Below are 24,065 nucleotides of genomic sequence, written 5' to 3'. Positions count from 1 at the left end.
CCGACCGCATACAATCCGGTTTTCGGCCTGGCGATACGGTGCGATGGAGCTAAACGAATACTTGCGGGTACTGGGGACCAGCTTCTTCTTCGCGCTGGCCACGCTGTTGCCGTTCCTGAATCCGCCCGCGATCGCCCCCATCTTCCTGTCGCTCACCGAAGGCGCCTCGTCGTCGACCCGCACGGTGCTGGCCAAGCGCGTCGCCATCAATGTCGGACTGATGCTGATCGTGGCGATGGTGGCGGGCAACGTGCTGCTGAGCTTTTTCGGCATCTCGCTGTCGATCGTGCGCGTGGGCGGCGGCATGCTGGTCATCGCCAGCGCCTGGCGGCTGGTCAATTCCCCCGACGCCGACACCGAGCGGGTCGCCCGCATGGCCGAATCGTTCACCCCGGAAATGGCCAAGACGCGGGCCTTCTACCCGCTCACATTCCCCATCAGCTGCGGCCCCGGCTCGATCGCGGCGGCCATCACCGTGGGCGTGTCGCTGCGCGACCAGAACCACGTGCTGAGCCTGCTGCGGCTGGGCGGCTCGATCCCCGGCATCGTGGTCGTTTCGCTGACTTTGTACGTCTGCCTGCGCTTTGCCGCGCAGATGCTGCATCGGCTGGGCGATAATGGCACCGCCGTGTTCATGCGCATGTCCGCCTTCATCATGCTGTGCCTGGGCGTGCAGATCTTCTGGGAAGGCTCGCGCGAACTGCTGCTCGGCGTGTTGCAGCAGGTCATGCAACCAATTCCGATTCCCAAGGCCTAACGCCTGGCGGCCGGACTGGCCATCCCCGGGGGCCGCGCCCCTGCGAACCCTTATCTTGCAACAACCATGACTTCTCGCTCAGAACGCCTGCTCCGCCTGATCGCCCTCTTCTGCTTCGGCGCCGTCGGCATCGCCCTGGTTTCCCAGTATGCCTTTGACATGCCGCCTTGCGCCTGGTGCGTGCTGCAGCGCCTGATCTACCTGGTGATCGGCGTCATCGCCCTGATCGGTGGTTTCGGCGGCGGCCGCGCGCTGACGCGCGTTTGCGCGTCCCTGGCCGCCCTGCTGTCGATCAGCGGCATCGCCGCGGCCTGGTACCAATACACCGTGGCCGCCAAGATGCTGTCGTGCGACCAGACTTTCGCCGACCGCTTCATGACCGGCATCGGCCTGGACGGCGGCGTGCCGTGGCTGTTCGGCATCTACGCCACCTGCATGGACGCGGTGGTGCCGGTGCTGGGCATCGAGTACGCCCTGTGGAGCCTGGCGCTGTTCGTGATCCTGCTGTTCATGGCCCTGCCCGCCGCCTTTGGCCGCGGCCGCGCCGCCTGAGCCGCGCCCCCGCCGTTGGACGGCCCCCACGCCAGACGCCTGCGCGCCACGGACGGCAACGGAAAATGGCCAGGCCCGCGCGGGCGGGCCTCGATCCATGCCTGACATCATGAAATACCTGACCGGTTATCCGGAATCGCTGCTGGCGCAGGCCCGCGCGCTGCTCGACCAGGGCAAGCTCGGGCCGGCGCTGCGCGCCCGCTATCCCGCCGGCGCGCACGACGTGCGCACCGACAAGGCGCTGTACGACTACGTGGTGGACCTGAAGAACACCTATATCCGCAACGGCGCGCCGCTCAGCAAGATTGCCTTCGACAGCAAGATCCACGTGATCCAGCACGCGCTGGGCCAGCACACCTTCATCTCGCGGGTGCAGGGCGGCAAGCTCAAGGCCAAGCACGAGATCCGCGTCGCCACGCTGTTCAAGGCGGTGCCGCGGGAATTCCTGAAGATGATCACGGTCCACGAACTGGCGCACCTGAAGGAAAAGGACCACAACAAGGCCTTCTACAACCTGTGCCGGTTGATGGAGCCGCAATACCACCAGTATGAATTCGACCTGCGGCTCTACCTGACCCACCTGGAGGCCACCGGCGAGAGCCTGTGGTGAAGCTCCCATCCGCGCGAGCCGACGGACAAAAAAAAGCCGCTCCCCAGGGAGCGGCTTTTGCATGGGGCGCGTCGACTTCAGGCGTCGTTGGCGGCGTAGCCCATGTTGAATTGCAGGCCGCTGGCGCCTTCGCCGTCGCCCGACTCCGCGCGCGACTGGCCCAGGCGCGCCAGGTATTCCGCGGTGATGTCGCCGGTGATGTACTCGCCATCGAAGCACGACGCCTCGAAGCGCGACAGCTTCGGGTTGAGGTCGCGCACCGCCTGCTGCATGTCGTGCAGGTCCTGGTAGACCAGGCTGTCGGCGCCGATCGCGCGGGCGATCTCCTCGTCGCTGCGGCCGGTGGCGATCAGTTCGCTCTGCGTCGGCATGTCGATGCCGTACACGTTGGGGAAGCGCACCGGAGGCGCGGCCGAGGCGAAGTACACCTTGTTGGCGCCGGCAGCGCGCGCCATGTCGACGATCTCGCGGCTGGTGGTGCCGCGCACGATGGAGTCGTCCACCAGCAGCACGTTCTTGCCCTTGAACTCCATGCCGATGGCATTGAGCTTCTGGCGCACCGATTTACGGCGCACGGCCTGGCCGGGCATGATGAAGGTGCGGCCGACGTAGCGGTTCTTGATCAGGCCTTCGCGGTAGTCCAGATTCAGGCGGGCGGCCAGCTGCATGGCGGCCGGACGCGAGGAATCGGGAATCGGCATGACCACGTCGATGTCGCCCAGGCGCATGTTGCGCGCGACCTTGTCGGCCAGGTATTCACCCATGCGCAGGCGCGCGTCGTACACCGACACGCCGTCGATCAGCGAATCGGGGCGGGCGAAGTAGACGTATTCGAAAATGCAGGGCACCAGCTGCGGATTGTCGGCGCACTGGCGGCTGACGAAGCGGCCGTCCAGGTCGACGAACACCGCTTCGCCCGGCTCGACGTCGCGCACGAAGGCGAAGCCGCTGCCTTCCAGCGCCACCGATTCCGAGGCCACCATCCACTCGACGCCTTCGTCGGTCTCCTGGCGGCCGATGCACAGCGGACGGATGCCGTTGGGATCGCGGAATGCCAGCAGGCCGTAGCCGGAAATCTGCGCCACCACCGCGTAGGCGCCGCGCACGCGCTTGTGCACGGCGGCGACGGCGCGGAACATCGCGTCGTCGTCGAGCGAGACGCCGCTGGCGGCCGACTGCAGCTCGTGGGCCAGCACGTTCAGCAGCACTTCCGAGTCGGAATTGGTGTTGATGTGGCGGCGGTCGACGCGGTAGAGCGATTCACGCAGCTCGCGCCAGTTGGTCAGGTTGCCGTTGTGGGCGAACATGATGCCGAACGGCGCGTTGACGTAGAACGGCTGGGCCTCTTCCTCGCTGGCGCTGGAGCCGGCGGTGGGATAGCGCACCTGGCCCACGCCCGAGGTACCCGGCAAGGCGCGCATGTTGCGCGTGCGGAATACGTCGCGCACCAGGCCATGCGCCTTGTACATATTGAACTGGTTGCCTTGCGACGTCGCGATGCCCGCGGCGTCCTGCCCGCGATGCTGCAACAGCAGCAAGCTGTCATAGAGCAGCTGGTTGACCGGCCCGCGCCCGATGACCCCTACGATTCCACACATGGTGAGATTTCCTGGTTGATGTAAAGCCAATCAATACGGCAGCCACGTCGCCAGGGATGGCGGCAGCCACGTCTTGATATGTTTGATGGCCTCGATGGCCGAATGCGAAAACATGGCGTCCTGCCACCACGGCTCCTGCGGCAGCGGCGTGTAGCCGGCGGCGGCGACCAGCGCCAGCACGATCAGCAGACCCCGGGCCAGCCCGAACATGCCGCCCAGGCCGTGATCGGCCGGGCTCAGTCCGGTGCTGCGGATCAAGGCGGCAAGCGTCATGTTGACCAACCCCACGCCGAGCAGCACGATAATGAAGACCACCGCGTACGAGACACCCATGCGCAGCAGCGTTGTTTCGATATAGGGCTCCAGCCAGGTATAGACCGTGGGCCCCCACCAGATCGCGGCCACGAAGGCCAGCAGATACGCGACCAGCGACAGCACTTCCTTGAGCAGGCCGCGCACCAGGCCCAGCACACCCGATACCACCAGGATGGCCAGCACGACGAAGTCGAAGCCGGTCACTACTGGGCGGCAATGAAACCGTTGTCATAGCCCAGGGTGCGCAACCGCGCCTGGGCCGCCTGCGCCGCCTCGCGCGAGGGGAACGGCCCCACCCGCAGACGGTACTGCTGCTTGCCTCCGATGGAAGCCTGCTCGACGAATGCGTTGGTCACCCCGGCCTGGTGCAGCTTGCTGCGCCGCGACTGGGCGTCCTCGGACGTGGTGTAGGCCGCGATCTGCAGCACGAAATTGCCCTTGGCGGCCTGCGGCTTGGGGGCCGGCGTGGCGGCGGGCGCCGAGCGGCCTTCCAGCAACGCCAGGGCGCGGGCGCCGTCATCCGAACGGGTCTCGGGCTTGGGCGTGGCCGGCTTGGGCTCGGGCTTGGGTTCCGGCTTGGGCGGCGTGGCCGGCTGCGTGCGCGGCGGCGTGGTGGCGGCGACCTGCGGCGGCGTGGCCGCGGGCGGCGTCGCGGCCGGCGGGGTGGCAGTGGCGGGCGGCGTGGTGGCCTGCGGCTGCGCCGGGGTGACCGGCGGCGGCGTCTGGACGGCGGCCGGATCGGTGGGCGCGGCGCCCGGGGCCGGCGTGGCGGCGGGCGCGGTGGCCTGCGGTTCGCTCACTTGCGGCTGGAACGGCGTGTTGCGCTCAGGCACCTTGATGGGAATGTTGTCGGCAACGGGCACCGGCTGCGAGTCCAGCACCATGGGCAGGATGATGACGGCGGCCAGCACCAGCGCGATGGCGCCGGCCAGCCGGCGCCGGGCGCGCCCGCGCAACTCCGCCGCCTGGACCTCGCTGGGCACCGCCGCTCGCTTGGAGGGCTGCGCCTGGTCGGCAGGATCTTTGCGTTTGAAAAAACCCATGGGAGAGAATTCCTTGCGGCGCCTTGCGGCGGGGCGGGTATGGCGGCGGACCGCCACGACGCTGCACCCGGTTTTGCTATGCCGCTTCTACCTACGCCTTGCGACCCAGAGACTGCAAAACCGAGGCCACGGTGAGAAATGATCCGAACACCACGATTCTATCATTCTCGCCCGCCCGTTCACGCGCCGCGGCGAAGGCCTGGGCGGGATCCGCGTAGGCCGAGACACCCGGCGCCTCGGCCCCGGCGGGCGCCGCCGGCAGCGCGGCAGCCACCTGCTCGGCCAGGCGTTCGCCCGTGCCGCCGCGCGGCCCCGGCAAGCCGGCGCAGAACCAGTGGTCGACCCGGGTGCCGAGCTTGGCCAGCACACCGGCCAGGTCCTTGTCGTTGAGCATGCCGAACACCGCATAGGTGTAGGGATGGAAACCCATGTTGTCCAGGTTCTGGGCCAGCACGGCGGCGGCGTGGGGGTTGTGGGCGACGTCCAGGATCACGGTGGGCTGGCCCGGCAGGATCTGGAATCGGCCCGGCAACGAGGCCTGCAGCAGCCCCTGGCGCACCGCCTGCTGCGGCACCGGCAGGCGGTCGCGCACCGATTCCAGCGCGGCCAGCGCGGCCGACGCGTTCAGCAGCTGGTTGGCGCCACGCAGCGCCGGATAGGCCAGCGCGCTGCGGCGCTGTTCGCGCCCGCCATAGGCCCATTGCTGGCGATCGCCCGAATAGTTGTAGTCGCGGCCGAACAGCCACAGGTCGGCGCCGATCTGCTCGACATGGTCCAGCAGCGATTGCGGCGGCACCGGGTCGGCGCACACGGCGGGCCGGCCGGGACGGTAGATATGGGCCTTCTCGAAGCCGATCTTCTCGCGCGTGTCGCCGAGATAGTCGATGTGGTCCAGGTCGACGCTGGTGACGATGGCACAGTCGGCGTCGACGATATTGACCGCGTCCAGGCGGCCGCCCAGGCCGACTTCCAGCACCACGGCGTCCAGCCGCGATTGCGAGAACAGGCGCAGGATCGCCAGCGTGGTGAATTCGAAGTACGTCAGCGAAGTGTCGCCGCGGGCGGCCTCGACCGCGGTGAACTGTTCGATCAGGGCCTCGTCCGAGGCGATCTGGCCGTTGACACGGGCGCGTTCGTTGAAATCGATGAGGTGCGGCGAGGTGTACAGGCCGACCTTGTAGCCCGCGGCCAGCAGGATGGCCTCGAGCATGGCGCAGGTCGAGCCCTTGCCGTTGGTGCCGCCGACCACGAACTTCACGCCGGGCAGTTCCAGATTCATGCGCGCCGCCACTTCCCGCACGCGCTCCAGGCCCATGTCGATCGCGACGGCGTGGATGGATTCCAGGTACTGGAGCCAATCGGACAGGGAGGCGCCGGCGGCAGGCTTGAGGGCAGAAGGCATGACGGGATCGCAAAGGTGGACAGCCCGTGATTTTAGCAGCGCGTGCCCGGTGTTTTCCCTAATCCCCCAGGGCGCGGCACGGGTTCTCCGGGAAAAACCGCTTGCCGATGTTTTTCTCATACGTAAAAATAAATTCACATATGAGAATTTAAAAGGAAGGAACATGATGCAGCAGAAGACCCCGGCCTGGCTGGTCCGCGAAGCCGACGTGCCCGGCTACCACCCGGCCAACCACACCGGCACCCTGAACCGCCGCCTGATCGGTCCCGACACCGTGGGCGCGCGCGGCGTGGAGGTGCTGCTGGGGGTGATCGACAAGGGCAAGGGGGCGCTGCCGCACGCCCACCCCGGCATCGAGCAGGTCTGTTACCTGCTTTCCGGCACGGCCCGCGCCCAGGTCCAGGACGAATGGGCCGACATGGGGCCGGGCGATTGCTGCTACTTCCCGCCGGACATCCCGCATGTGTTCACCGTCACCAGCGACGAGCCGGCGCGGCTGCTGGTGATCTACACGCCGCCGTACGAAGAATCGCCCGACCGCGTCATCCGCGGTTTTCCCGCGCCCGCAACCGGCGCCTGAGGCGCCGGGGCCACCGGCATCCCCGGGCAGCGGCCGCAGAAGCCGCGCCCGGTTTCCCACCATCTGGAGAGACAAACCATGCAACTTCACCGCCTGTTGCGCGCCGCCCTGCTCGGCGGCGCCAGCCTGCTGGCCTTGCCCGCGGCCCATGCCGCGGACTATCCGAACAAACCCATCACGCTGATCGTGCCGTTCCCGGCCGGCTCGGGCACCGACGCCGTCGGGCGCATCTTTGGCGCCGAGCTGTCGACCATCCTGGGACAGCAGATCGTGGTCGAGAACAAGCCCGGCGCCAACGCCACCATCGCCGCCAGCTACGTCGCGCGCGCCAAGCCGGACGGCTACACGCTGTTCGTCACCACCAACACCTCGCACTCGGCCGCGCCCTGGCTGATGAAGAACATTCCCTACGACCCGGTCAAGGACTTCACGCCCATCGCGCGCGGCGGCAACCTGCCCTTCATCCTGGTGGTCAACCCCAAGCGGCCCTGGAAGACCGTGGCCGACCTGGTGGCCGATGCGCGCCAGCACCCGGGCCGCATCACCTATGCCAGCGGCAACAGCACCGGCATCGTGGCCGGCGCCACGCTGGCCAACCGCGCCAGGATCGACATCCTGCACGTGCCCTACAAGGGCACGCCGCAAGGCCTGACCGACGTGGTCGGGGGCCAGGTCGACTTCATGTTCACCGACCTGGCATCCGGCCTGCCGTTCGTGCAGTCGGGCCAGTTGCGGGCGCTGGCGGTGTCCACCGCCGAGCGCAGCGCCATCGTGCCGGACCTGCCGTCCATGGCGGAGTCGGGCGTGCAGGATTTCGACCTGAATTCCTGGAACGGCTACTTCGGTCCGGCCGGCATGCCGCCCGAAGTGGTGGCCAGGCTCAACGACGCCATCAAGCAGGTGGTGGCCAAGCCCGACGTGCGCAAGCGCCTGGCCGGCCTGGGCTTTGACGCCTTCTCCAGTTCGCCCGAGGCCTTCGCGCAGTTCGTCAGCGAACAGCGCGACCTGTGGGGCAAGCTGATCCGCGACGCGGGGATCGAGCAGCAATGACGATGCCCCACGCAGCCCCCCCGCAGGCCGCCGGCCCCCTCGCCGGCGTGCGCATCCTGGACCTGAGCTCGGTCGTGATGGGTCCCTACGCCACCCAGGTGCTGGCCGACCTGGGCGCGGACGTCATCAAGGTGGAGTCGCCGGCGGGTGACAACATGCGCGCCGTCGGCCCCATGCGCAACCCGGGCATGGGACACCTGTACCTGCACCTGAACCGCAACAAGCGGTCGGTGGTACTGGACCTGAAGACGCCCGAGGGCCGCGAGGCCTGCCTGCGGCTGGCCGAGAGCTGCGACGCCCTGCTCTACAACATCCGCCCCCAGGCGATGGCGCGCCTGGGCCTGTCGTACGAGGCGGTGGCCGCGCGCAATCCGCGCATCGTCTACCTGGGCGCCTACGGCTTCGGCGAGACCGGCCCCTACGCCGGCCGCCCGGCCTACGACGACCTGATCCAGGGCCAGACCGGCATCGCCGCGCTGTCCGCGCAGCAAAGCGGCGACGTGCCGCGCTATGCGCCGCTGACGCTGGCGGACCGCGCGGTGGGCCTGCACGTGGGCATCGCCCTGGTCTCGGCGGTCCTTCACGCCCGCGCCAGCGGCCAGGGCCAACAGGTTGAAATCCCCATGTTCGAAGGCATGGCCCACCTGGTGCTGGGCGACCATCTGGGCGGCGCGACCTTCGAGCCGCCGCTGGGGCCCACCGGCTATGCGCGGCTGCTGGCGCCGCACCGCCGCCCGTACGCCACGGCCGACGGCTACATCTGCCTGCTGATCTACAACGACAAGCACTGGCGCAACTTCTTTGCCTTGATCGGCCAGCCCGAACTCGGCCAGGACCCGCGCTTCCACACCCACGGCGCGCGCGCGGCGCACATCGACGAGGTCTACGCCTTCGTCGCCGACGTGATCCGCGCCCGTCCCAGCCAGGACTGGCTGCGGGACCTGGCGCAAGCCGACATCCCCGCCTCGCAGCTCTACACGGTCGACGACCTGCTGGGGGACGAACACCTGGCGGCCACCGGCTTCGTGCAGCAGCAGGACCACCCCACCGAAGGCCGCCTGCGCACCCCCGCCCCCCTTGGCCGCTACCAGGGCACGCCGACCGCCATCCGCCGCCCGGCGCCCACGCTGGGCCAGCACAGCCGCGAAGTGCTGGCCGAGGCCGGCTACGACGACGCGGCCATCGACGCCCTCTTCTCCCATCGCATCACCCAGGACGGAACCCACTGATGGACTTCGAATTCACCCCCGACCAACTGGCCCTGCGCGACGCCGTGTCGCGCATCTGCGAACGCTATCCCGACGACTACTGGCTGGAACGCGACCGCGAGGGCGGTTTCCCCGAGCCGCTGCACGCCGACCTGGCGCGCGACGGCTGGCTCGGCATCGCCATGCCGCAGGAGCACGGCGGCGCCGGCCTGGGCATGACCGAGGCCGCCCTGATGATGCAGACCATTGCCGCCTCGGGCGCCGGCTTCACCGGCGCCTCGGCCGTGCACATGAACATCTTCGGCCTGAACCCGGTGGTGGTGTTCGGCAACGACGAGCAGCGCGCCCGCTGGTTGCCGCCGCTGATCTCGGGCCGCGAGAAGGCCTGCTTCGCCGTGACCGAGCCCGATGCCGGCCTGGACACCACCAAACTCGGCACCCGCGCCGTGCGCCAGGGCAACGAATACGTGGTGCATGGCCGCAAGATCTGGATCTCGACCGCCCAGGTGGCCGACAAGATGCTGCTGCTGGCGCGCACCACGCCGCTGGCGGACGTGGCCAAGCCCACCCAGGGGCTGTCGCTGTTCTATACGGACCTGGACCGGGCCAAGGTCGAGGTGCGCGAGATCGAGAAGATGGGCCGCAAGGCGGTGGACTCGAACATGCTGTTCATCGACGGCCTGCGGATTCCGGTCGCCGACCGCATCGGCGAGGAAGGCCGCGGCTTCGAATACATCCTGCACGGCCTGAATCCGGAACGCATCCTGATCGCCGCCGAGGCGGTCGGCATCGGCCGCGCCGCCCTGGAGCGGGCGGTGCGCTATGCCGGCGAGCGCAAGGTGTTCGGCCGGCCGATCGGCCAGAACCAGGGCATCCAGCATCCCCTGGCGCAGGCCTGGATGCAGTTGGAGGCGGCCGACCTGATGGTATTCAAGGCCGCCAGCCTGTACGACGCCGGCCAGCCCTGCGGCCCCGCCGCCAACGCCGCCAAGTACCTGGCGGCCGAAGCCGGCTACAACGCCTGCCAGACGGCGGTGATGACACTGGGCGGCATGGGCTACGCCAAGGAATACCACGTGGAACGGCTGCTGCGCGAGAGCTTCATCCCGCGCATCGCGCCGGTCAGCCCGCAGCTGATCATGTGCTTCATCGCGGAAAAAGTGCTGGGGCTGCCGAAGTCCTATTGAACCCGCGCCCGTCCGCGCCGGCCGGCCACGGCCGGGCTCAGGATTGCTGTTCCAGCCCGGTGCAGGCCGAACGCAAAATGCGGGCGTATTCCTCCTGGCACGGCTCGATGCGGTAGATCGGGCCGCCCACCGAGATGGCGTAGTGCTCGCCCGACAGCGTCACCGGCCAGGCGATGGCGCCGACGTCGGGAATCGACTCGCCGCTGTTCATGAACCAGCCGCGCTGGCGCGACCGGTCGATGTCCTGCAATACCGCGTCGCGGGTGACCAGCGTGCGCTCGTTGTAGCGCGTCAGCGGCGTGGCCGCCAGGAGCGCGTCGCGGGCCGGCTCGTCCATCAGCGACATGAGCGCTTTTCCCAGCGAATTGGCGTGTACGTCCTTGAACTCGCCGGCAACCGGCGCGTATCGGATCGTATGGGGCGAGTCCAGCACATCCAGGTAGACCACCCGGCCGTCCTGCGCCAGCTTGGCGAACACGACGGTTTCGCGGGTCGCGTCGCGCAGCTCGACCAGGCTGGGGTAGACCCGGTCCAGCACCGGATCGGCGCGGGCGATGCGCTGCGCCATCGCCAGCAGGCGGCCGGTCGGGTAGTACCCCTGGCGGCGGCCGGTTTCATAGAGATAGCCCAGCCCGGTCAGGGTGCGGATCAGCGCCAGGCAGCTGGATACCGGCACGTCCAGCAGCCGGGCCAGTTCCGACAGGGGCAATGCGCGCTTCTCCCGGGCGTAGGTTTCGATGATTTCTATGACTCGCAACGCCGTCTTGACACTCATTGCCCGATCCCAACTTGTTAGCACATGAAACATCCGTCCGCGCCCGGGCCTAAAGTTCCCTGCGGGACTGCCGTAATCGTAGCTGAGAATTCCCTGAAAACAGCGCGTTCCTCCGAGACGCCCACATCGCCGTTGGAGTGATCATGGCCGTAACCCCCTTAGCCCCCGCTACGTTCGCGCCGACGCCGGTCGCGCCCGTGCCGGTCGCCGTCGATCCGTCGGTCACCGTCGCGCCGCCGGTCGCCAGCAGCCAGAGCGGCGGCGCCGACACCGCCACGTCGGAGCAGTCGACTTCCCAGAAGCTGCCCCTGGAAAAGGCGCTCGATGAAATCAACGAGCAAATGAAGGCCTGGTCCACCCAGCTGCAGTTCGAGGTCGACCCCGACGTGCACCAGGTGGTGGTGTCCGTGGTTGACGCCGAATCAGGGGACGTCATACGCACCATCCCGAGTGAAGCCGTACTGAAGATCGCCAAAATGATCGTCAACATGCAAGGAAACGGCATCAAAACCACGGCTTGATATGGCACCCGATATTTTCTGCTGTGCCCGTTTTGGCGCCAATCGATGATGGAAGCATCGAATTAGGCCCGCCTTATGCCCTTACCCGGCCAATCGCCGGCACCCTATTTTTGACAGAATCGCATCGCTAGGAAGGAATTTCACATGGCCTCTATCACTAACCTCGGTTCGGTTTCCGGTCTGCCCCTGGAAAAGATCCTGTCCGACCTGCAGACCGCCGAGGATAAGAAGCTCTCGATCTACACCACCCGCGCCGAAAGCTACAAGACCCGCATCGACGCCTACGCGCAGTTGCAAAGCGCGCTGGAAGCCCTGCAGAAGTCGGCCGGCGTGCTGGGCAAGACCGAGACGATGGCTGCCATCAAGGGCAGCGTGACCGGCGGTAACGCCTTGACGGCCACCGTGGCCGCCGAGGGCGCCGTCGCGGGCCAGTACACCATCACCGTGAACAACCTGGCCCGTGCCCAGAGCCTGCAATCGGGCGCCGTGGCCGACCGCACCGCCAAGCACGGCGACACCGGCTCGTTCGAGATCGAACTGGCCGACGGCACCAAGCGCACCATCGACCTGAAGGGCGACACCTCGCTCAACGGCATCGTCAAGGCCATCAACGCCGACGACAAGTCCGGCCTGCGCGCCACCGTCATCAACGACGGCAACGGCAACAACTACCTGATGCTGACGGCCAAGGACACCGGCGTCCAGGCCTCGGTCAAGAACATCACCGTCACCGGCGACCAGTCGCTCAAGGACATCCTGTCCTTCAGCACCGCCGCCGACGGCACCACTACCGGCATGGCCAACACCAAGGCCGAAGACGCCGAAGTGGTCATCAACGGCATCACGGTCAAGAGCGGTTCGAACAACGTGTCCAAGGCCATCGACGGCGTCACGCTGAACCTGACCGAGAAAACCGAGGCCGGCAAGCCGATCACGCTCAAGCTCGAATCCGACACGTCGGTCGCCAACAAGGCCATCCAGGACTTCGTCAAGACCTACAACGCGCTGCAGACGACCATCAAGAACCTGACGGCCTTCGACGCAAAGGCCGCCACCAACCAGCCGCTGACCGGCGACGGCACCACGCGCTCGATCCAGTCGTCCGTGACCAACGCGCTGCAGGCCGTGCTGGGCGAAGGCACCGTCCGCTCGCTGGCCGACCTGGGCATCACCACCGACCCGCAGACGCGCCAGCTCAAGCTTGACCAGACCAAGCTGGACAAGGCGCTGACCGGCAACCCCGCCGACGTCACCAAGCTGCTGACCGGCGAACACGGCCTGGCCAAGAACTTCGAAGCCGCCTTCAAGGACGTGCTGGGCAGCACCGGTTCGCTGAAGACGCGCACCGACGGCCTGGCCAAGACGATGAGCGACCTGGACGCCCAGCAAAAGCGCGCCAAGGCCGCCAGCGACGCGGAAATCGACCAGATGCGCACGCGTTTCGTGGCGCTGGACAAGTTCTACATGCAGATGCAGACCACCGCCAACTACCTGACCCAACAATTTGCGGCGATGAACAAATCGAGCAAATAACCTGTAGAAGATGCATTAATGACTTACGCCGCCCGCCGCCCCACAGGGTCCCAATCCGTCCGCTCCTACGCCGATATTGGCCTGGAAACCCAGGTGCTGGGCGCGAGCCCCGAGCGGCTGATCACCCTGCTGTACCTGGGTGCCCGGGCAGCGATCGGGCAGGCGCGCATCCACCTGCAGGAAGGTCGGGTCGCCGAGCGCGGCGCGGCTATCTCGAAAGCGATCAAGATCGTCGATGAAGGCTTGAAGACCGGGTTGAACATGGAGGCCGGCGGCGACATCGCCGCCAACCTCGCCCGGCTCTACGATTACATCGTCCGCACCTTGCTGACGGCAAATCTGAAAGCGGATACCGAGCAACTCGATATCGCCGACCGCCTGCTGGCGGACCTGGCCGAGGCTTGGCAAACCTCCATCGACCGACCGGCTGGCATAGCGCAGCCCTGATGGCCCAGAAACACAAATCCAGCCAGCCATCGAACGCCCGAGATTTCCATGACGTCCCTTACCCAGTACTCATCCCCCATTCTGGAACACTACCAGGAGATCGCTCTCATCACGGGCGAGATGTTGACGGCCGCCCAGGCCGGCGACTGGGATACGGCGATGGCCCACGGGCAGCAATACTGCGAGCTGGTCGAACGCCTGCGCATCGCGGAACCGACCGCGCCGCTGGATGAGGCCGGCCGCGCCATGAAATACGACCTGCTGGTACGCATCCTGGAAAACGACGCCATGACGCGTGACCTGGCGCTGCCGCAACTGGCCCGGCTGGGCGAACTGCTGGGCCGCATGAAGCGCCAGCAGACCCTGCTCTCGGCCTACGGCTACCAGGCGCCTGAAGCATGAGCGTAGGTCCCGCGGCACTCGGCAATGTCCTAGTGCAGCGGTTGGACGCCGTGCTTGGCACGACGATGTCCGCCGCCAGCGCCAACCAGGTGTCCGGCGCGCGGCCGGATGCGGTCAGCCAGCCAGGCAACCTGGACAAGCCCGGCTCGGCCGACGGCTCCAATCGCGACCCCCGGCAAGGCATCCAGACCGGCGGCGCCCGCGGCGATCGCCCGGCCACCGTCATCGATGCCAAGACCGCGGCCGCCCTGGCGCTGGCCGCGCGCGGCCTGGTCACCAGCAGCGACACCACCGCCTCGGCGCCCACCACCCTCGGCACCACCGCACGCGCGATCCTCGCCCTGCTGGCCCAGTACCCCGAAGCCGCGCCCGCCGTGCAAGGCCGCGCCCCCCTCTGGACGGCGCCCCCCTCTGCGCAACCGACCGGCGCGCCGGCCCAGCAGGCCGGCCAACCCGCCAGCCAGCCGGGAGCCCCCGGACAACCCACGGCCGCCCCCGCTGCCGGACAGGCGGCAGCGCCCGCGCCTGCCCCCACCACCGCGGCGGCACTGGCCGCGGCTGCCGCGGCCAGTGCCGACCCCGCCGCCGAGACACCGTCCACCAACCGGCCCGCGCGCCCAGCCGGATCGGGCGAAGGCGCCACCGGCGCCAGGAACGCCGAAGCCACGACCCACGCCACCCTGGCTCCTGGCGCGCCGTCGGCCAAGATCCTGGGCCAGGCGTTACGCGCCGCGTTGCAGACTAGCGGCCTGTTCTACGAATCGCACCTGACCGACCTGGTCTTTGGCCGCAGCAACCCGTCCCAGCTGCAGCAGGAACCCCAGGCCCGGCTGACTCGCAGCGGAGTCCCCACGGACGCGGATACCGCGCGTCCGCGCGCCGAGTCCCAGGCCGGCGGCGGCCGCGCCGGCGACGCCAACGCGGCGCCCGGCAACACCAATGCCCCGGCGCCCGGCACGCCGGTCAGCGGCATCCACCAGGACCTCACCCTGCTGGTGCGCCAGCAACTGGACGTGCTCGCCAACCAGGCCCTGACCTGGCAAGGCGAGGCCTGGCCCGGCACGCCGATGGAATGGGAGGTGGAACGCGACCCCTACGGCGGCGATCCGGAATCGGCGGTGTCCACCTGGGCAACCCGCCTGAAACTCGATCTGCCGCGGCTGGGCCTGGTGGACGCGCGCTTGAACCTGGCCGGCGACCAGATCGTGCTGCAACTGGTCGCGCCCCATAGCGCCGCCGAAATCAACGACTCCTCGGACCAGCTGCGCTCACGCCTGCTGGCTGCCGGCCTCACGCTCAGCCACCTGGTGGTGAACGTGGTGGACCCGCGTCCCGTCATACCCGCGGATATCTGATGCGCACCGCTCCGCCCCCCGAACAGGGCCCCAACGCCAACCGCAACGCCGCGGTCGCCATCTCGTATGACGACAAGGACGCCGCCCCGCGGGTGGTGGCCAAGGGCTACGGCCAGCTGGCCGACACCATCGTGCGCGCCGCCGAAGAGAACGGGCTGTACGTGCACGAATCGCGTGAACTCGTCGGCCTGCTGATGCAGGTGGACCTGGACGCGCATATTCCTCCCCAACTCTACGTGGCGGTGGCAGAATTGCTGGCCTGGCTCTATCGCCTCGAATCGCGCGAACTCCCCGAGGCCGCGCCGCCCGCCCCCACTCTCTAAGGACAAGCACCGTGTTGGACGCCAGCGATCCGGAATTCCTGCTCACCCGGCCGGAAGACATGCGCGCCGCCCTCTTCGAACTGACGCACCCCGACAGCCACATCCTGGTGCGCGACGCCGCGGACCGCGAAATGGCCGTGCTGGTGCTGGGGGCGGACAAGCAGACGCGGCAGTTCTTCTGGCGTCCGCGCGACTATGCCGGCGCCGATTTCGAGCAGTCGGACAGCATGGGCCTGCTGAGCGGCACCACCTTCCATTTCAACGCCACCGCCTATGGCGGCGTACAGATCCGCTTCCGGGTCTCGCGCCCGGAGGTCATCCACTTCGATGACGGCAGCGCGGCGCTGATGTCGCCCTTCCCCGACCGCCTGGCGCGCATCCAGCGCCGCAAGATGTTCCGGGCCTCGCTGGTCTCCAGCGCCAGCCGCTGCCACGCCTCGTGGCGTCCGGCGCCCGCCGCGAAACCCATCAGTTTCTCGGTGCGCGACATTTCGGTGGATGGCGTCGGCCTGCGGGTGGAACTGGCGGTGCCGACGTTGCCGCAACGCGGCGCGGTACTCGAGGACGTGCAGCTCGACTTTGGCGAGCTGGGCAAGCTCAACGCGAACCTGGAAGTGCGCAATGTGTATCCGGTGTCGGGCCAACCCATGATCCAGGCCGCCAGTCCGGACGAACCCGCGCCAACGCATGTGTCGCTGACCGGCGAGCCGCCCCTGAGCCATGTGGGCGCGGTGTTCCTGAACCTGGATGCGCGGCAGGAAAACTGGCTGCAGCAGGTGGTCTGGCGCCTGGAGAAAAACGCCCGATAGGCGCACTGCGAGCCAGGAGCGCCGCCGGACGGTTGCTTGTGCCGGAACGGCTGAAGATGCGGCGGATCCAACGCCGCTGGCGGATCCGCTTGGCGGGGCTGCGGCATGATCCGCCACCCCGCTGTCCTGCCCGTGGTTACACGGCCATCGACGAGATTTCCTTGTAGGCCGCAACCAGCTTGTTGCGCACCTGCACGGCCGTCTGGAAGCCGATGCTGGCCTTCTGCAGGTCGATCATGACATCGTTGAGCGAGACGTCCGGCGCGCCCAGTTCGAAGGCCTTGGCCTGCGCGGTGGCGGCGTTCTGCGCCGAGGTGACGCGGCGGATGGAACGCTGCAGTTCGGCGGCGAAACCATCGGGCTGGGCCACGGCTTCGCCCGCGGCGAGATTGCCGGTTTCCGCCTTGGTCACCGCCACGCGCATCTGCTGGAGCATGCTCTCGATGCCGGACAAGCCTGATACAGCCATTACGTTATTCCTTGCTGGTAGGACGAGGGACTACGCCCAGGATGGATGCAGCGTAACCCGGCATCGTCCGCGCCATAGCGCCTAAAAGCCGCCAAAACACCCGATATTTCCGCGAATGCGGCGAGCCCGCCGGCACGGTCCGCGAGCCGCTCCGGGGGGCCGGCGCGCCCGCTTGTCGACATAGGGGATAAGTAACGCCAAAAAACCGCTGTTTTCGACGATTGGGTTTGCTAACTCAGCAGCAATAATCCAGGCTCTCCCCAGACCAGAAGCACGTTGCATGTGTAATCTGCCCTACCCGAACATGAAGTCATTTTCCCTGCTCCGCGAAGCCAGCGGGAGCCGCCAATGAATCAGCAGGCTACCCTGAGCGCGTCGCTTCTGGCGAAGTTTCCCGTGTTGGAAAAGATACGCGCCCTGCCCAAGCCGGTGCTGCTTGGCGCGGCCGCCGCGCTGGTCGCGCTGATCGTCGCCGTGGCGATGTGGAGCAGCGAGCCCAAGTACAAGGTGCTGTTCTCGAACCTGGACGACCGCGACGGCGGCGCCATCGTGACCGCCCTGGGCACCATGAACGTGCCCTACAAGTACAACGACACCGGCACCGCCCTGCTGGTGCCGGCCGACCGCGTCTACGACGCCCGCCTGCAGCTGGCCTCGCAAGGCCTGCCGCGCGGCGGCTCGGTCGGCTTCGAGCTGATGGACAACGCCCGTTTCGGCGCCAGCCAGTTCGCCGAGCAGATCAACTACCAGCGCGGCCTGGAAGGCGAGCTGGCGCGCTCGATCGAATCCATGCACACCGTGCAGCACGCCCGCGTGCATCTGGCCATGCCGCGCCAGTCGCTGTTCGTGCGTGAACGCCAGCCGCCGACCGCCTCGGTGCTGCTGAACGTCTACCCCGGCCGCAGCCTGAGCGATGCCCAGGTCTCGGCCATTTCCTGGCTGGTCGCTTCCAGCGTGCCGGAACTGACCGCCGAAAACGTCTCGATCGTCGACCAGAACGGCCGCCTGCTGTCCGCCCCCACTGGCGAAGGCCGGGGCATGGACGCCGACCAGATGCGCATGGTCCGCGAGACCGAGCAACGCACCGTCGAACGCATCCTCACCATCCTCAATCCGCTGGTCGGTCCGGGCAACGTGCACGCCCAGGCCAGCGCCGAAATGGACTTCTCGCGCCGCGAGGAAACGTCCGAGGTCTACCGCCCCAACCAGGAGCCCGGCCAGGCCGCCATCCGCAGCCAGCAGACCAGCGAATCGAACCAGCGCGGCATCAATCCCGCGCAGGGCGTGCCTGGCGCGCTGTCCAACCAGCCGCCGGCCAACGCCCAGGCGCCGATCGCCAATCCGCCGCAGACCCAACCGCCCCGCCCCGGCCAGCCGCAGCAGCAGGGCCAGCAGCAACAGCAACAGACCGCCACCGGCTCCGGCGCCCAGGGCGCCGGCGGCACCGTCAGCGATCGCCGCGACGCCACCACCAACTACGAAGTCGACCGCACCATCAGCCACATCAAGCAGCCTGTCGGCATGCTCAAGCGCCTGTCGGTGGCCGTGGTGGTCAATTACGTGCGCGACAAGGACGGCGAACCCCAGGCCTTGCCGCCCGAGGAACTGAGCAAGCTCACCAACCTGGTGCGCGAGGCGATGGGCTATTCCGAAAGCCGTGGCGATTCGCTGAACCTGGTCAACAGCCAGTTCAACGACGGCCCGCCGGCCGTGCCGATGTGGCGCGATCCGGAAATGATCTCGCTGTTCAAGACCATCCTGGCCTGGCTGGTGGGTGGCGTGCTGGCCCTGTGGCTGTACCGCAAGGTCCGCCGCTCGGTGGGCGACTACCTGTACCCGCCGGTCGATCCCGAAGTGGCCGAGGCCGAGCGCATCGAAGCCCAGCGCGAGGCCCAGGACCTGGCCCGCGCCAAGGAAACCGACCGTTACCAGGACAACCTGGAACGCGCCCGCACGATGGCGAACAAGGATCCGCGCGCCGTCGCGATGGTCCTGCGCACCTGGATGACCAAAGATGAAAAATGATTCCAAGCCCATGGACGGCATGACGCGCAGCGCCGTCCTGATGATGTCGCTGGGTGAAGACGCCGCGGCCGAGGTCTTCAAGTACCTCACCGCCCGCGAAGTCCAGCAGGTCGGCGCCGCCATGGCCAGCCTCAAGCAGGTCACCCGCAACGACGTGGCCGTGGTGCTGGAGGAATTCCGCCAGGAAGCCGACCAGTTCATGGCCGTCACGCTGGGTTCGGACGACTACATCCGCACCGTGCTGACCAAGGCGCTGGGCAGCGACCGCGCCGCCGGCCTGATCGAAGACATCCTGGAAGCCGGCGAAGGCGGCAGCGGCATCGACGCCCTGAACTGGCTCGATCCGCATACCGTGGCCGAGCTGATCGGCGACGAACACCCGCAGATCATCGCCACCATCCTGGTGCACCTGGAACGCGACCGCGCCGCCGGCGTGCTGGCGCTGCTGACCGACCGCCTGCGCAACGACGTCATGCTGCGTATCGCCACCTTCGGCGGCGTGCAGCCCGCGGCCCTGTCGGAACTGACCGAAGTGCTCAATTCCGTGCTGGCCGGCCAGGGCGCCAAGCGCAGCAAGATGGGTGGCGTGCGCACCGCGGCCGAGATTCTCAACATGATGAATTCGGCCGAAGAGGAAACCGTGGTCGCCAGCCTGCGCGAACGCGACAACGACCTGGCGCAGAAGATCATCGACGAGATGTTCGTGTTCGACAACCTGCTCGACATCGAAGACCGCGCGATCCAGCTCATCCTCAAGGAAATCGACAACGACACGCTCATGGTCGCGCTCAAGGGCGCCCAGGAAGAACTGCGCGCCAAGTTCCTGCGCAACATGTCCAGCCGCGCCGCCGAAATGCTGCGCGAGGACCTGGAAGCGCAAGGCCCGATCCGCATGTCAAAGGTCGAGACCGAGCAGAAGAAGATCCTGCAGATCGCCCGCCGCCTGGCCGAGAGCGGCCAGATCGTGCTGGGCAACTCCGGAGACGACGCGTATGTCTGAAGCGGATACCGGCCAGTCGACGCTCATCTCGCGCAGTGCCGCCTGGCGGCGCTGGCAGATGCTGTCGTTCGACGAGCCGCCGCCCGTCGAAGTCGAACCCGAGCCCGAACCCGACCCGGGCCCCGACCCGGAAGTGGTGATGGCCCAGTTGCGCGCCCAGGCCATCGCCGAAGGCCGCGAGGAAGGCTACGCGCAGGGCCATGCCGCCGGCCTGGAAGCCGGTCGCGCCGAAGGCCATGAAGCGGGCCTGGCCGCCGGCCGCGAAGCCGGCTACGCCGAGGGCCTGGCCCAGGCGCGCGAACAAGGCGCGCAGGAAGCGCAACACCTGCACGCGCTGGTGCAGGCCTGCGCCGAATCGGTCGGCTCGCTGGAAGAAAAGATGGGCCAGAGCCTGCTGACGCTGGCCCTGGACATCGCCCAGCAAGTCGTGCGCACCACCCTGGCCGAACAGCCCGAGACCGTCGCCAGCGCCGTGCGCGAAGTGCTGCACATCAATCCCACCGCCGGCGGCCAGATGCGCCTGTGGGCCAACCCCGCCGACATCGAACTGATCCGCCTGCACCTGGCCGACGAGCTCAAGGAAGGCCACTGGCGCGTGCTGGCCGACGAATCCATCGCCCGCGGCGGTTGCCGCGCCGAGACGCCGTTCGGCGACATCGACGCCACCCTGCAGACCCGCTGGCGCCGCGTCGCGGCCTCGCTGGGCCGCAACGTCAACTGGGAGGAGCCGGCGTGAGCGCCAATCCGGCCCCCGCGCAGCCCGGCCAACCGGCCGTGCCCGTGATCGACCGCTGGCAGACCCAGCTGCAGATCGGTTCGATCCGCGCCGCCTCGACCGACCCCTGGCTGGTCAGCGGCAAGATCACGCGCGCCACGGGCCTGGTGCTGCACGCCACCGGACTGCGCCTGCCCGTGGGGGCCGCTGCCCGCATCGAGATCGCGCGCGGCCACGACCACTGGGCCGATGCCGAAGTGGTCGGCTTCGACGGCCACACCCTCTACCTGATGCCGCAGGCCGACATTTCCGGCCTGCCGCCCGGCGCCCGCGTGGTGCCCGGCGAACCGCCGGTGCAGCGCCAGATCCCGCTGCCGCGCAAGGCCGAGCTGAACGGCAACGCCAAGCCGCAGCTGGGCCGCCACCTGCCGGTGGGCAACGCCCTGCTCGGCCGCGTGCTGGATGGCGCCGGCCGGCCGCTGGACGGCCTGGGCCCGCTGACCGGCGCCGAACTGGCGCCGCTCTCGGCCCAGCCGATCAATCCGCTGTCGCGCGCCCCGATCGACACCGTACTCGACACCGGCGTGCGCGCCATCAACGGCCTGCTCACCGTCGGCCGCGGCCAGCGCATGGGCCTGTTCGCCGGCTCCGGCGTGGGCAAGAGCGTGCTGCTGGGTATGATGGCCCGCTACACCAAGGCCGACATCATCGTGGTCGGCCTGATCGGCGAACGGGGCCGCGAAGTCAAGGAATTCATCGAGCACAACCTGGGCCCGGAAGGCCTGGCGCGCTCGGTGGTGGTGGCCGCCCCGGCCGACGTCTCGGCGCTGCTGCGCCTGCAGGGCGCAGCCTACGCCACGCGCCTGGCCGAACACTTCCGCGACCAGGGCCTGGACGTGCTGCTGATCATGGATTCGCTCACCCGCTACGCCATGGCGCAACGGGAAATCGCGCTGGCCATCGGCGAGCCGCCCGCCACCAAGGGCTATCCGCCTTCGGTGTTCGCCAAGCTGCCGACCCTGGTCGAACGCGCCGGCATGGGCGCGCCCGGCCCGAACGGCAAGGCCGGCTCGATCACCGCGTTCTATACCGTGCTGGCCGAAGGCGATGACCAGCAGGACCCGATCGCCGACTCGGCCCGCGCCATCCTGGACGGCCACGTGGTGCTGTCGCGCCACCTGGCCGAAGCCGGCCACTACCCCGCCATCGACATCGAGGCGTCGATCTCGCGCGCCATGACCTCGCTGATCACGCCGCAGCAGTTCTCGGTGGTGCGCCGCTTCAAGCAGACGCTGTCGCGCTACCAGCGCAACCGCGACCTGATCGCCGTGGGCGCCTACGCCGCCGGCAATGACCCGCAGCTGGACGATGCCATCGCGCGCTACCCGCGCCTGGAAGCCTTCCTGCAACAGGATATCGGCGAAAACGTCGGCTACGAGGATGCGGTGGAACAACTGCGCGCCAGTTTCGAATTGAGGGATACCTATGCCTAGCCAATTGCCCCTGGACATGCTGATCAACCTGGCCAAGGAAAGCACGGACGAAGCCGCGCGCCTGCTGGGCCGGCTCAGCACCGAGCGCACCAATGCCGAACGCCAGCTCGGCATGTTGCAGGACTACCGCCAGGACTACCTCGAACGCCTGCAGCAGGCCATGACGACCGGCATGTCGGCCAGCGACTGCCACAACTACCAGCGCTTCATCGGCACCCTGGACGATGCCATCGGCCAGCAGCAGAACGTGCTGCGCCAGGCCGACGAGAACCTGGCCAAGGGCCGTCTGTACTGGCAGCAGGAAAAGCGCAAGCTCAACTCGTACGACGCCCTGGCGCAGCGTGAATTGCGCGCCCAGGCCGTGGTGGAATCGCGCCGCGAGCAGCGCGCCAACGACGAATACTCCGCCCGCCTGGTCCAGCGCCAGGCCGGAATGCATTAATTGCCCACAGGAAGCCCGATATGACCGCTCCCCTGCCCACCCCCGCCATCGCGCCCGCCGCGCCGGTCTCGATCGCCGACACGCTCGGCGCCAAGTCCGCGGCCGCCTCGACCAAGAAGGGCCCGTCGTTCTCCGACGTGCTGGCCCAGCAGCGTCCCAACCCGTCCGCCGACGCGCGGCCGGCCAATAACAACGGCGCCAAGACGCCCGCGTCCGGCGGCAAGACCTCCGGCGATGCCGCGGGCAACGCCGAAGACGCCGCCGCCTCGGCCATCGACAACGCCGTGCAGACCGCGGCCCAGGCCGAGGCCGGCGCGCTTGCCGTCGCCGCCACGCAGCAACCGGCCACGCCGGTCGTGTTGCCGGAGCAGGCGCTCGAGATCGCCGCCCAGGCCGCCGAGCAGGTCCAGTTGGCGCGGGGCAATGCCCAGGCCGCCGCCACGGCCATCGGCAGCGGCGCCGCCGTGGTGCAGGCCGCGCTCACCGCCAACGATGCCATCGCAACGCCGCGCACGCCGGTGCCGGCCACCGCGCAGCAGGCCGAGGCCGCGGCCGCCCTGGCCAGCCGCGACGCCCAGGTCGCGCAGCCGGTGGTCACCGCCGCCGTCAAGGCGGGCTCCGCGCCCGCCGTCGAAGCGGCCCCCGTCAAGACTGCGCCGGCAGCCGAGCTGCCGCGTCCGGCGCCCGAAGCCGCCGCCCCGCGCGCGGCCAACCCGCGTGTCGCCGCGCCCGAAGCCGCGCCCGCCTTGCCGCAACACGCCCGCACCGAAGAAGACCCGGCCGCGCCGTTGCCCAGCACCGCGCAACAGTTCCAGCTGCCGCAGCACGCCACCAACGCCCAGGATCACCTGGCGCAGGCGATCGCCGCCGCCAGCCAGCGTCAGCAGCCGGCTCCCGTCTCCAACCCCGCCAGCGTCGCCGTGCCCAACGTGCCGGTCATGCTGCAGGTCGCCACGCCGGTCGGCGGCACCCATTGGGGCACCGAACTGGGCCAGCAGATGGTGGTGATGAGCAACAACGTGCGCCAGGGCACCCAGACCGCCGAACTGCGCCTGGACCCGCCCGACCTCGGCCCGCTGCGCGTCAGCATCAACCTGGCCGACGGCGTCGCCAGCGCTTCGTTCGTGTCGGCCCACGCCTCGGTGCGCCAGGCCATCGAAACCGCGATTCCGCAATTGCAGCAGGCGCTGGCCCAGGCCGGCATCTCGCTGGGCCAGACCAGCGTCGGCGAACAGGCCGCGCAGCAGGAATTCGCCCAGCACAATGGCGGCGGTTCGCAACGCCAGGGCGGCGGCAATGGCGCCGCGGTGGCCGATGCCGCGATCGATGGCCAGGCGGCCACCGTGACGGCTGCGCGCAACGCCAATGCGCTGGTCGACACCTTCGCGTAACAATCACGCGGCCCGCGGCTGGCAACGGTTGCGGGCGGTGCAGCAATAGCTTGAGATACACGG

26 protein-coding genes are annotated in these 24,065 nt (G+C 68.5%); 20 read left to right on the top strand and 6 right to left on the bottom strand.

What is annotated here, in order from left to right; genetic code table 11:
- The first annotated feature begins 43 nt into the window (after positions 1-43).
- The 3 genes from ACVN9Z_RS19295 to ACVN9Z_RS19285 all read left to right on the top strand — a co-directional run bounded on the left by ACVN9Z_RS19295 (position 44) and on the right by ACVN9Z_RS19285 (position 1,919).
- The gene (locus ACVN9Z_RS19295) at positions 44-757 is read left to right on the top strand and encodes a MarC family protein (protein WP_006385204.1); all 714 of its coding nucleotides are present in this window, start codon (positions 44-46) and stop codon (positions 755-757) included.
- A 66-nt stretch (positions 758-823) separates the two neighbouring features.
- Positions 824-1,309: a disulfide bond formation protein B gene (locus ACVN9Z_RS19290; RefSeq protein ID WP_458212529.1), complete on the top strand. Its 486-nt coding sequence runs from the start codon at positions 824-826 to the stop codon at positions 1,307-1,309.
- Between the two features lie 97 nt (positions 1,310-1,406).
- Positions 1,407-1,919: a M48 metallopeptidase family protein gene (locus tag ACVN9Z_RS19285; protein WP_006385206.1), complete on the top strand. Its 513-nt coding sequence runs from the start codon at positions 1,407-1,409 to the stop codon at positions 1,917-1,919.
- A gap of 77 nt (positions 1,920-1,996) precedes the next feature.
- Here ACVN9Z_RS19285 and purF read toward each other — a convergent pair whose 3' ends face one another.
- The 4 genes from purF to folC form a co-directional block, all read right to left on the bottom strand.
- Positions 1,997-3,517, bottom strand: coding sequence for an amidophosphoribosyltransferase (gene purF / locus ACVN9Z_RS19280; RefSeq protein WP_006385207.1), 1,521 nt, complete (start codon positions 3,515-3,517; stop codon positions 1,997-1,999).
- Positions 3,518-3,547: 30 nt separating this feature from the next.
- Positions 3,548-4,036, bottom strand: coding sequence for a CvpA family protein (locus tag ACVN9Z_RS19275; protein ID WP_006385208.1), 489 nt, complete (start codon positions 4,034-4,036; stop codon positions 3,548-3,550).
- A complete protein-coding gene (locus ACVN9Z_RS19270) occupies positions 4,036-4,875 on the bottom strand; it encodes an SPOR domain-containing protein (protein WP_054438308.1) in 840 nt (279 codons plus the stop codon). Before ACVN9Z_RS19270 ends, ACVN9Z_RS19275 begins: the two co-directional genes overlap by 1 nt.
- Before the next feature lie 91 nt (positions 4,876-4,966).
- The gene (folC, locus tag ACVN9Z_RS19265; protein WP_026385330.1) at positions 4,967-6,277 is read right to left on the bottom strand and encodes a bifunctional tetrahydrofolate synthase/dihydrofolate synthase; all 1,311 of its coding nucleotides are present in this window, start codon (positions 6,275-6,277) and stop codon (positions 4,967-4,969) included.
- A 163-nt stretch (positions 6,278-6,440) separates the two neighbouring features.
- Here folC and ACVN9Z_RS19260 point away from each other — a divergent pair, with 163 nt between their 5' ends.
- From ACVN9Z_RS19260 to ACVN9Z_RS19245, 4 genes are all read left to right on the top strand, one after another.
- Entirely contained in the window at positions 6,441-6,857 is a 417-nt protein-coding gene (locus ACVN9Z_RS19260) for a cupin domain-containing protein (protein ID WP_035181776.1), read from the top strand.
- Positions 6,858-6,935: 78 nt separating this feature from the next.
- Positions 6,936-7,907, top strand: a complete 972-nt coding sequence (locus ACVN9Z_RS19255) for a Bug family tripartite tricarboxylate transporter substrate binding protein (protein ID WP_006385212.1) — start codon at positions 6,936-6,938, stop codon at positions 7,905-7,907.
- 2 nt (positions 7,908-7,909) lie between these two features.
- Positions 7,910-9,136, top strand: a complete 1,227-nt coding sequence (locus tag ACVN9Z_RS19250; RefSeq protein WP_241064305.1) for a CaiB/BaiF CoA transferase family protein — start codon at positions 7,910-7,912, stop codon at positions 9,134-9,136.
- Positions 9,136-10,302, top strand: coding sequence for an acyl-CoA dehydrogenase family protein (locus ACVN9Z_RS19245; RefSeq protein WP_020927365.1), 1,167 nt, complete (start codon positions 9,136-9,138; stop codon positions 10,300-10,302). The genes ACVN9Z_RS19250 and ACVN9Z_RS19245 overlap by 1 nt, the downstream gene beginning before the upstream one ends.
- A gap of 37 nt (positions 10,303-10,339) precedes the next feature.
- Here the strand turns inward: ACVN9Z_RS19245 and ACVN9Z_RS19240 are convergent, their stop codons facing one another.
- A complete protein-coding gene (locus tag ACVN9Z_RS19240) occupies positions 10,340-11,077 on the bottom strand; it encodes an IclR family transcriptional regulator (RefSeq protein ID WP_006385214.1) in 738 nt (245 codons plus the stop codon).
- 143 nt (positions 11,078-11,220) lie between these two features.
- Here ACVN9Z_RS19240 and ACVN9Z_RS19235 point away from each other — a divergent pair, with 143 nt between their 5' ends.
- The 7 genes from ACVN9Z_RS19235 (at position 11,221) to ACVN9Z_RS19205 (ending at position 16,467) form a co-directional block, all read left to right on the top strand.
- Entirely contained in the window at positions 11,221-11,598 is a 378-nt protein-coding gene (locus ACVN9Z_RS19235; RefSeq protein ID WP_006385215.1) for a flagellar protein FlaG, read from the top strand.
- A gap of 144 nt (positions 11,599-11,742) precedes the next feature.
- Entirely contained in the window at positions 11,743-13,131 is a 1,389-nt protein-coding gene (fliD, locus tag ACVN9Z_RS19230; protein ID WP_006385216.1) for a flagellar filament capping protein FliD, read from the top strand.
- Between the two features lie 18 nt (positions 13,132-13,149).
- Positions 13,150-13,578 (top strand): flagellar export chaperone FliS, encoded by a 429-nt coding sequence (gene fliS, locus ACVN9Z_RS19225; protein ID WP_006385217.1) that lies wholly within the window; start codon positions 13,150-13,152, stop codon positions 13,576-13,578.
- 48 nt (positions 13,579-13,626) lie between these two features.
- A complete protein-coding gene (locus ACVN9Z_RS19220; protein ID WP_006385218.1) occupies positions 13,627-13,980 on the top strand; it encodes a flagellar protein FliT in 354 nt (117 codons plus the stop codon).
- On the top strand, positions 13,977-15,335 hold the full coding sequence (locus ACVN9Z_RS19215; protein ID WP_054443504.1) for a flagellar hook-length control protein FliK: 1,359 nt from the start codon (positions 13,977-13,979) through the stop codon (positions 15,333-15,335). The genes ACVN9Z_RS19220 and ACVN9Z_RS19215 overlap by 4 nt, the downstream gene beginning before the upstream one ends.
- Entirely contained in the window at positions 15,335-15,658 is a 324-nt protein-coding gene (locus ACVN9Z_RS19210) for an EscU/YscU/HrcU family type III secretion system export apparatus switch protein (RefSeq protein WP_006385221.1), read from the top strand. The genes ACVN9Z_RS19215 and ACVN9Z_RS19210 overlap by 1 nt, the downstream gene beginning before the upstream one ends.
- A gap of 11 nt (positions 15,659-15,669) precedes the next feature.
- Positions 15,670-16,467 carry a flagellar brake protein gene (locus tag ACVN9Z_RS19205; protein WP_049054048.1) on the top strand — a complete coding sequence of 266 codons (798 nt, stop codon included), beginning with the start codon at positions 15,670-15,672 and terminating at the stop codon, positions 16,465-16,467.
- A gap of 136 nt (positions 16,468-16,603) precedes the next feature.
- On the opposite strand, the gene fliE is transcribed toward ACVN9Z_RS19205, so the two are convergent.
- Positions 16,604-16,936 (bottom strand): flagellar hook-basal body complex protein FliE, encoded by a 333-nt coding sequence (gene fliE, locus ACVN9Z_RS19200; protein ID WP_006385223.1) that lies wholly within the window; start codon positions 16,934-16,936, stop codon positions 16,604-16,606.
- A gap of 348 nt (positions 16,937-17,284) precedes the next feature.
- Between fliE and fliF the strand changes: the two genes are divergently transcribed.
- The 6 genes from fliF to ACVN9Z_RS19170 are packed head-to-tail and all read left to right on the top strand — an operon-like array spanning position 17,285 to position 24,002.
- Positions 17,285-18,961, top strand: a complete 1,677-nt coding sequence (fliF, locus tag ACVN9Z_RS19195) for a flagellar basal-body MS-ring/collar protein FliF (RefSeq protein WP_458212528.1) — start codon at positions 17,285-17,287, stop codon at positions 18,959-18,961.
- Complete coding sequence (gene fliG, locus ACVN9Z_RS19190) at positions 18,951-19,961, top strand: flagellar motor switch protein FliG (protein WP_006385225.1); 1,011 nt, start codon at positions 18,951-18,953, stop codon at positions 19,959-19,961. Before fliF ends, fliG begins: the two co-directional genes overlap by 11 nt.
- A complete protein-coding gene (gene fliH / locus ACVN9Z_RS19185) occupies positions 19,954-20,697 on the top strand; it encodes a flagellar assembly protein FliH (RefSeq protein ID WP_006385226.1) in 744 nt (247 codons plus the stop codon). The genes fliG and fliH overlap by 8 nt, the downstream gene beginning before the upstream one ends.
- Positions 20,694-22,169 carry a flagellar protein export ATPase FliI gene (gene fliI / locus ACVN9Z_RS19180; protein ID WP_020927356.1) on the top strand — a complete coding sequence of 492 codons (1,476 nt, stop codon included), beginning with the start codon at positions 20,694-20,696 and terminating at the stop codon, positions 22,167-22,169. The genes fliH and fliI overlap by 4 nt, the downstream gene beginning before the upstream one ends.
- Entirely contained in the window at positions 22,162-22,611 is a 450-nt protein-coding gene (fliJ, locus tag ACVN9Z_RS19175) for a flagellar export protein FliJ (protein WP_006385228.1), read from the top strand. Before fliI ends, fliJ begins: the two co-directional genes overlap by 8 nt.
- Positions 22,612-22,631: 20 nt before the next feature.
- Complete coding sequence (locus ACVN9Z_RS19170) at positions 22,632-24,002, top strand: flagellar hook-length control protein FliK (protein WP_020927355.1); 1,371 nt, start codon at positions 22,632-22,634, stop codon at positions 24,000-24,002.
- Positions 24,003-24,065 lie beyond the last annotated feature (63 nt).

The sequence above is a fragment of the Achromobacter sp. KK8 genome, from assembly GCF_054188005.1.
Note: the sequence above shows the minus strand (reverse complement) of the source record. Positions and strands in the feature narration are given on the sequence as shown.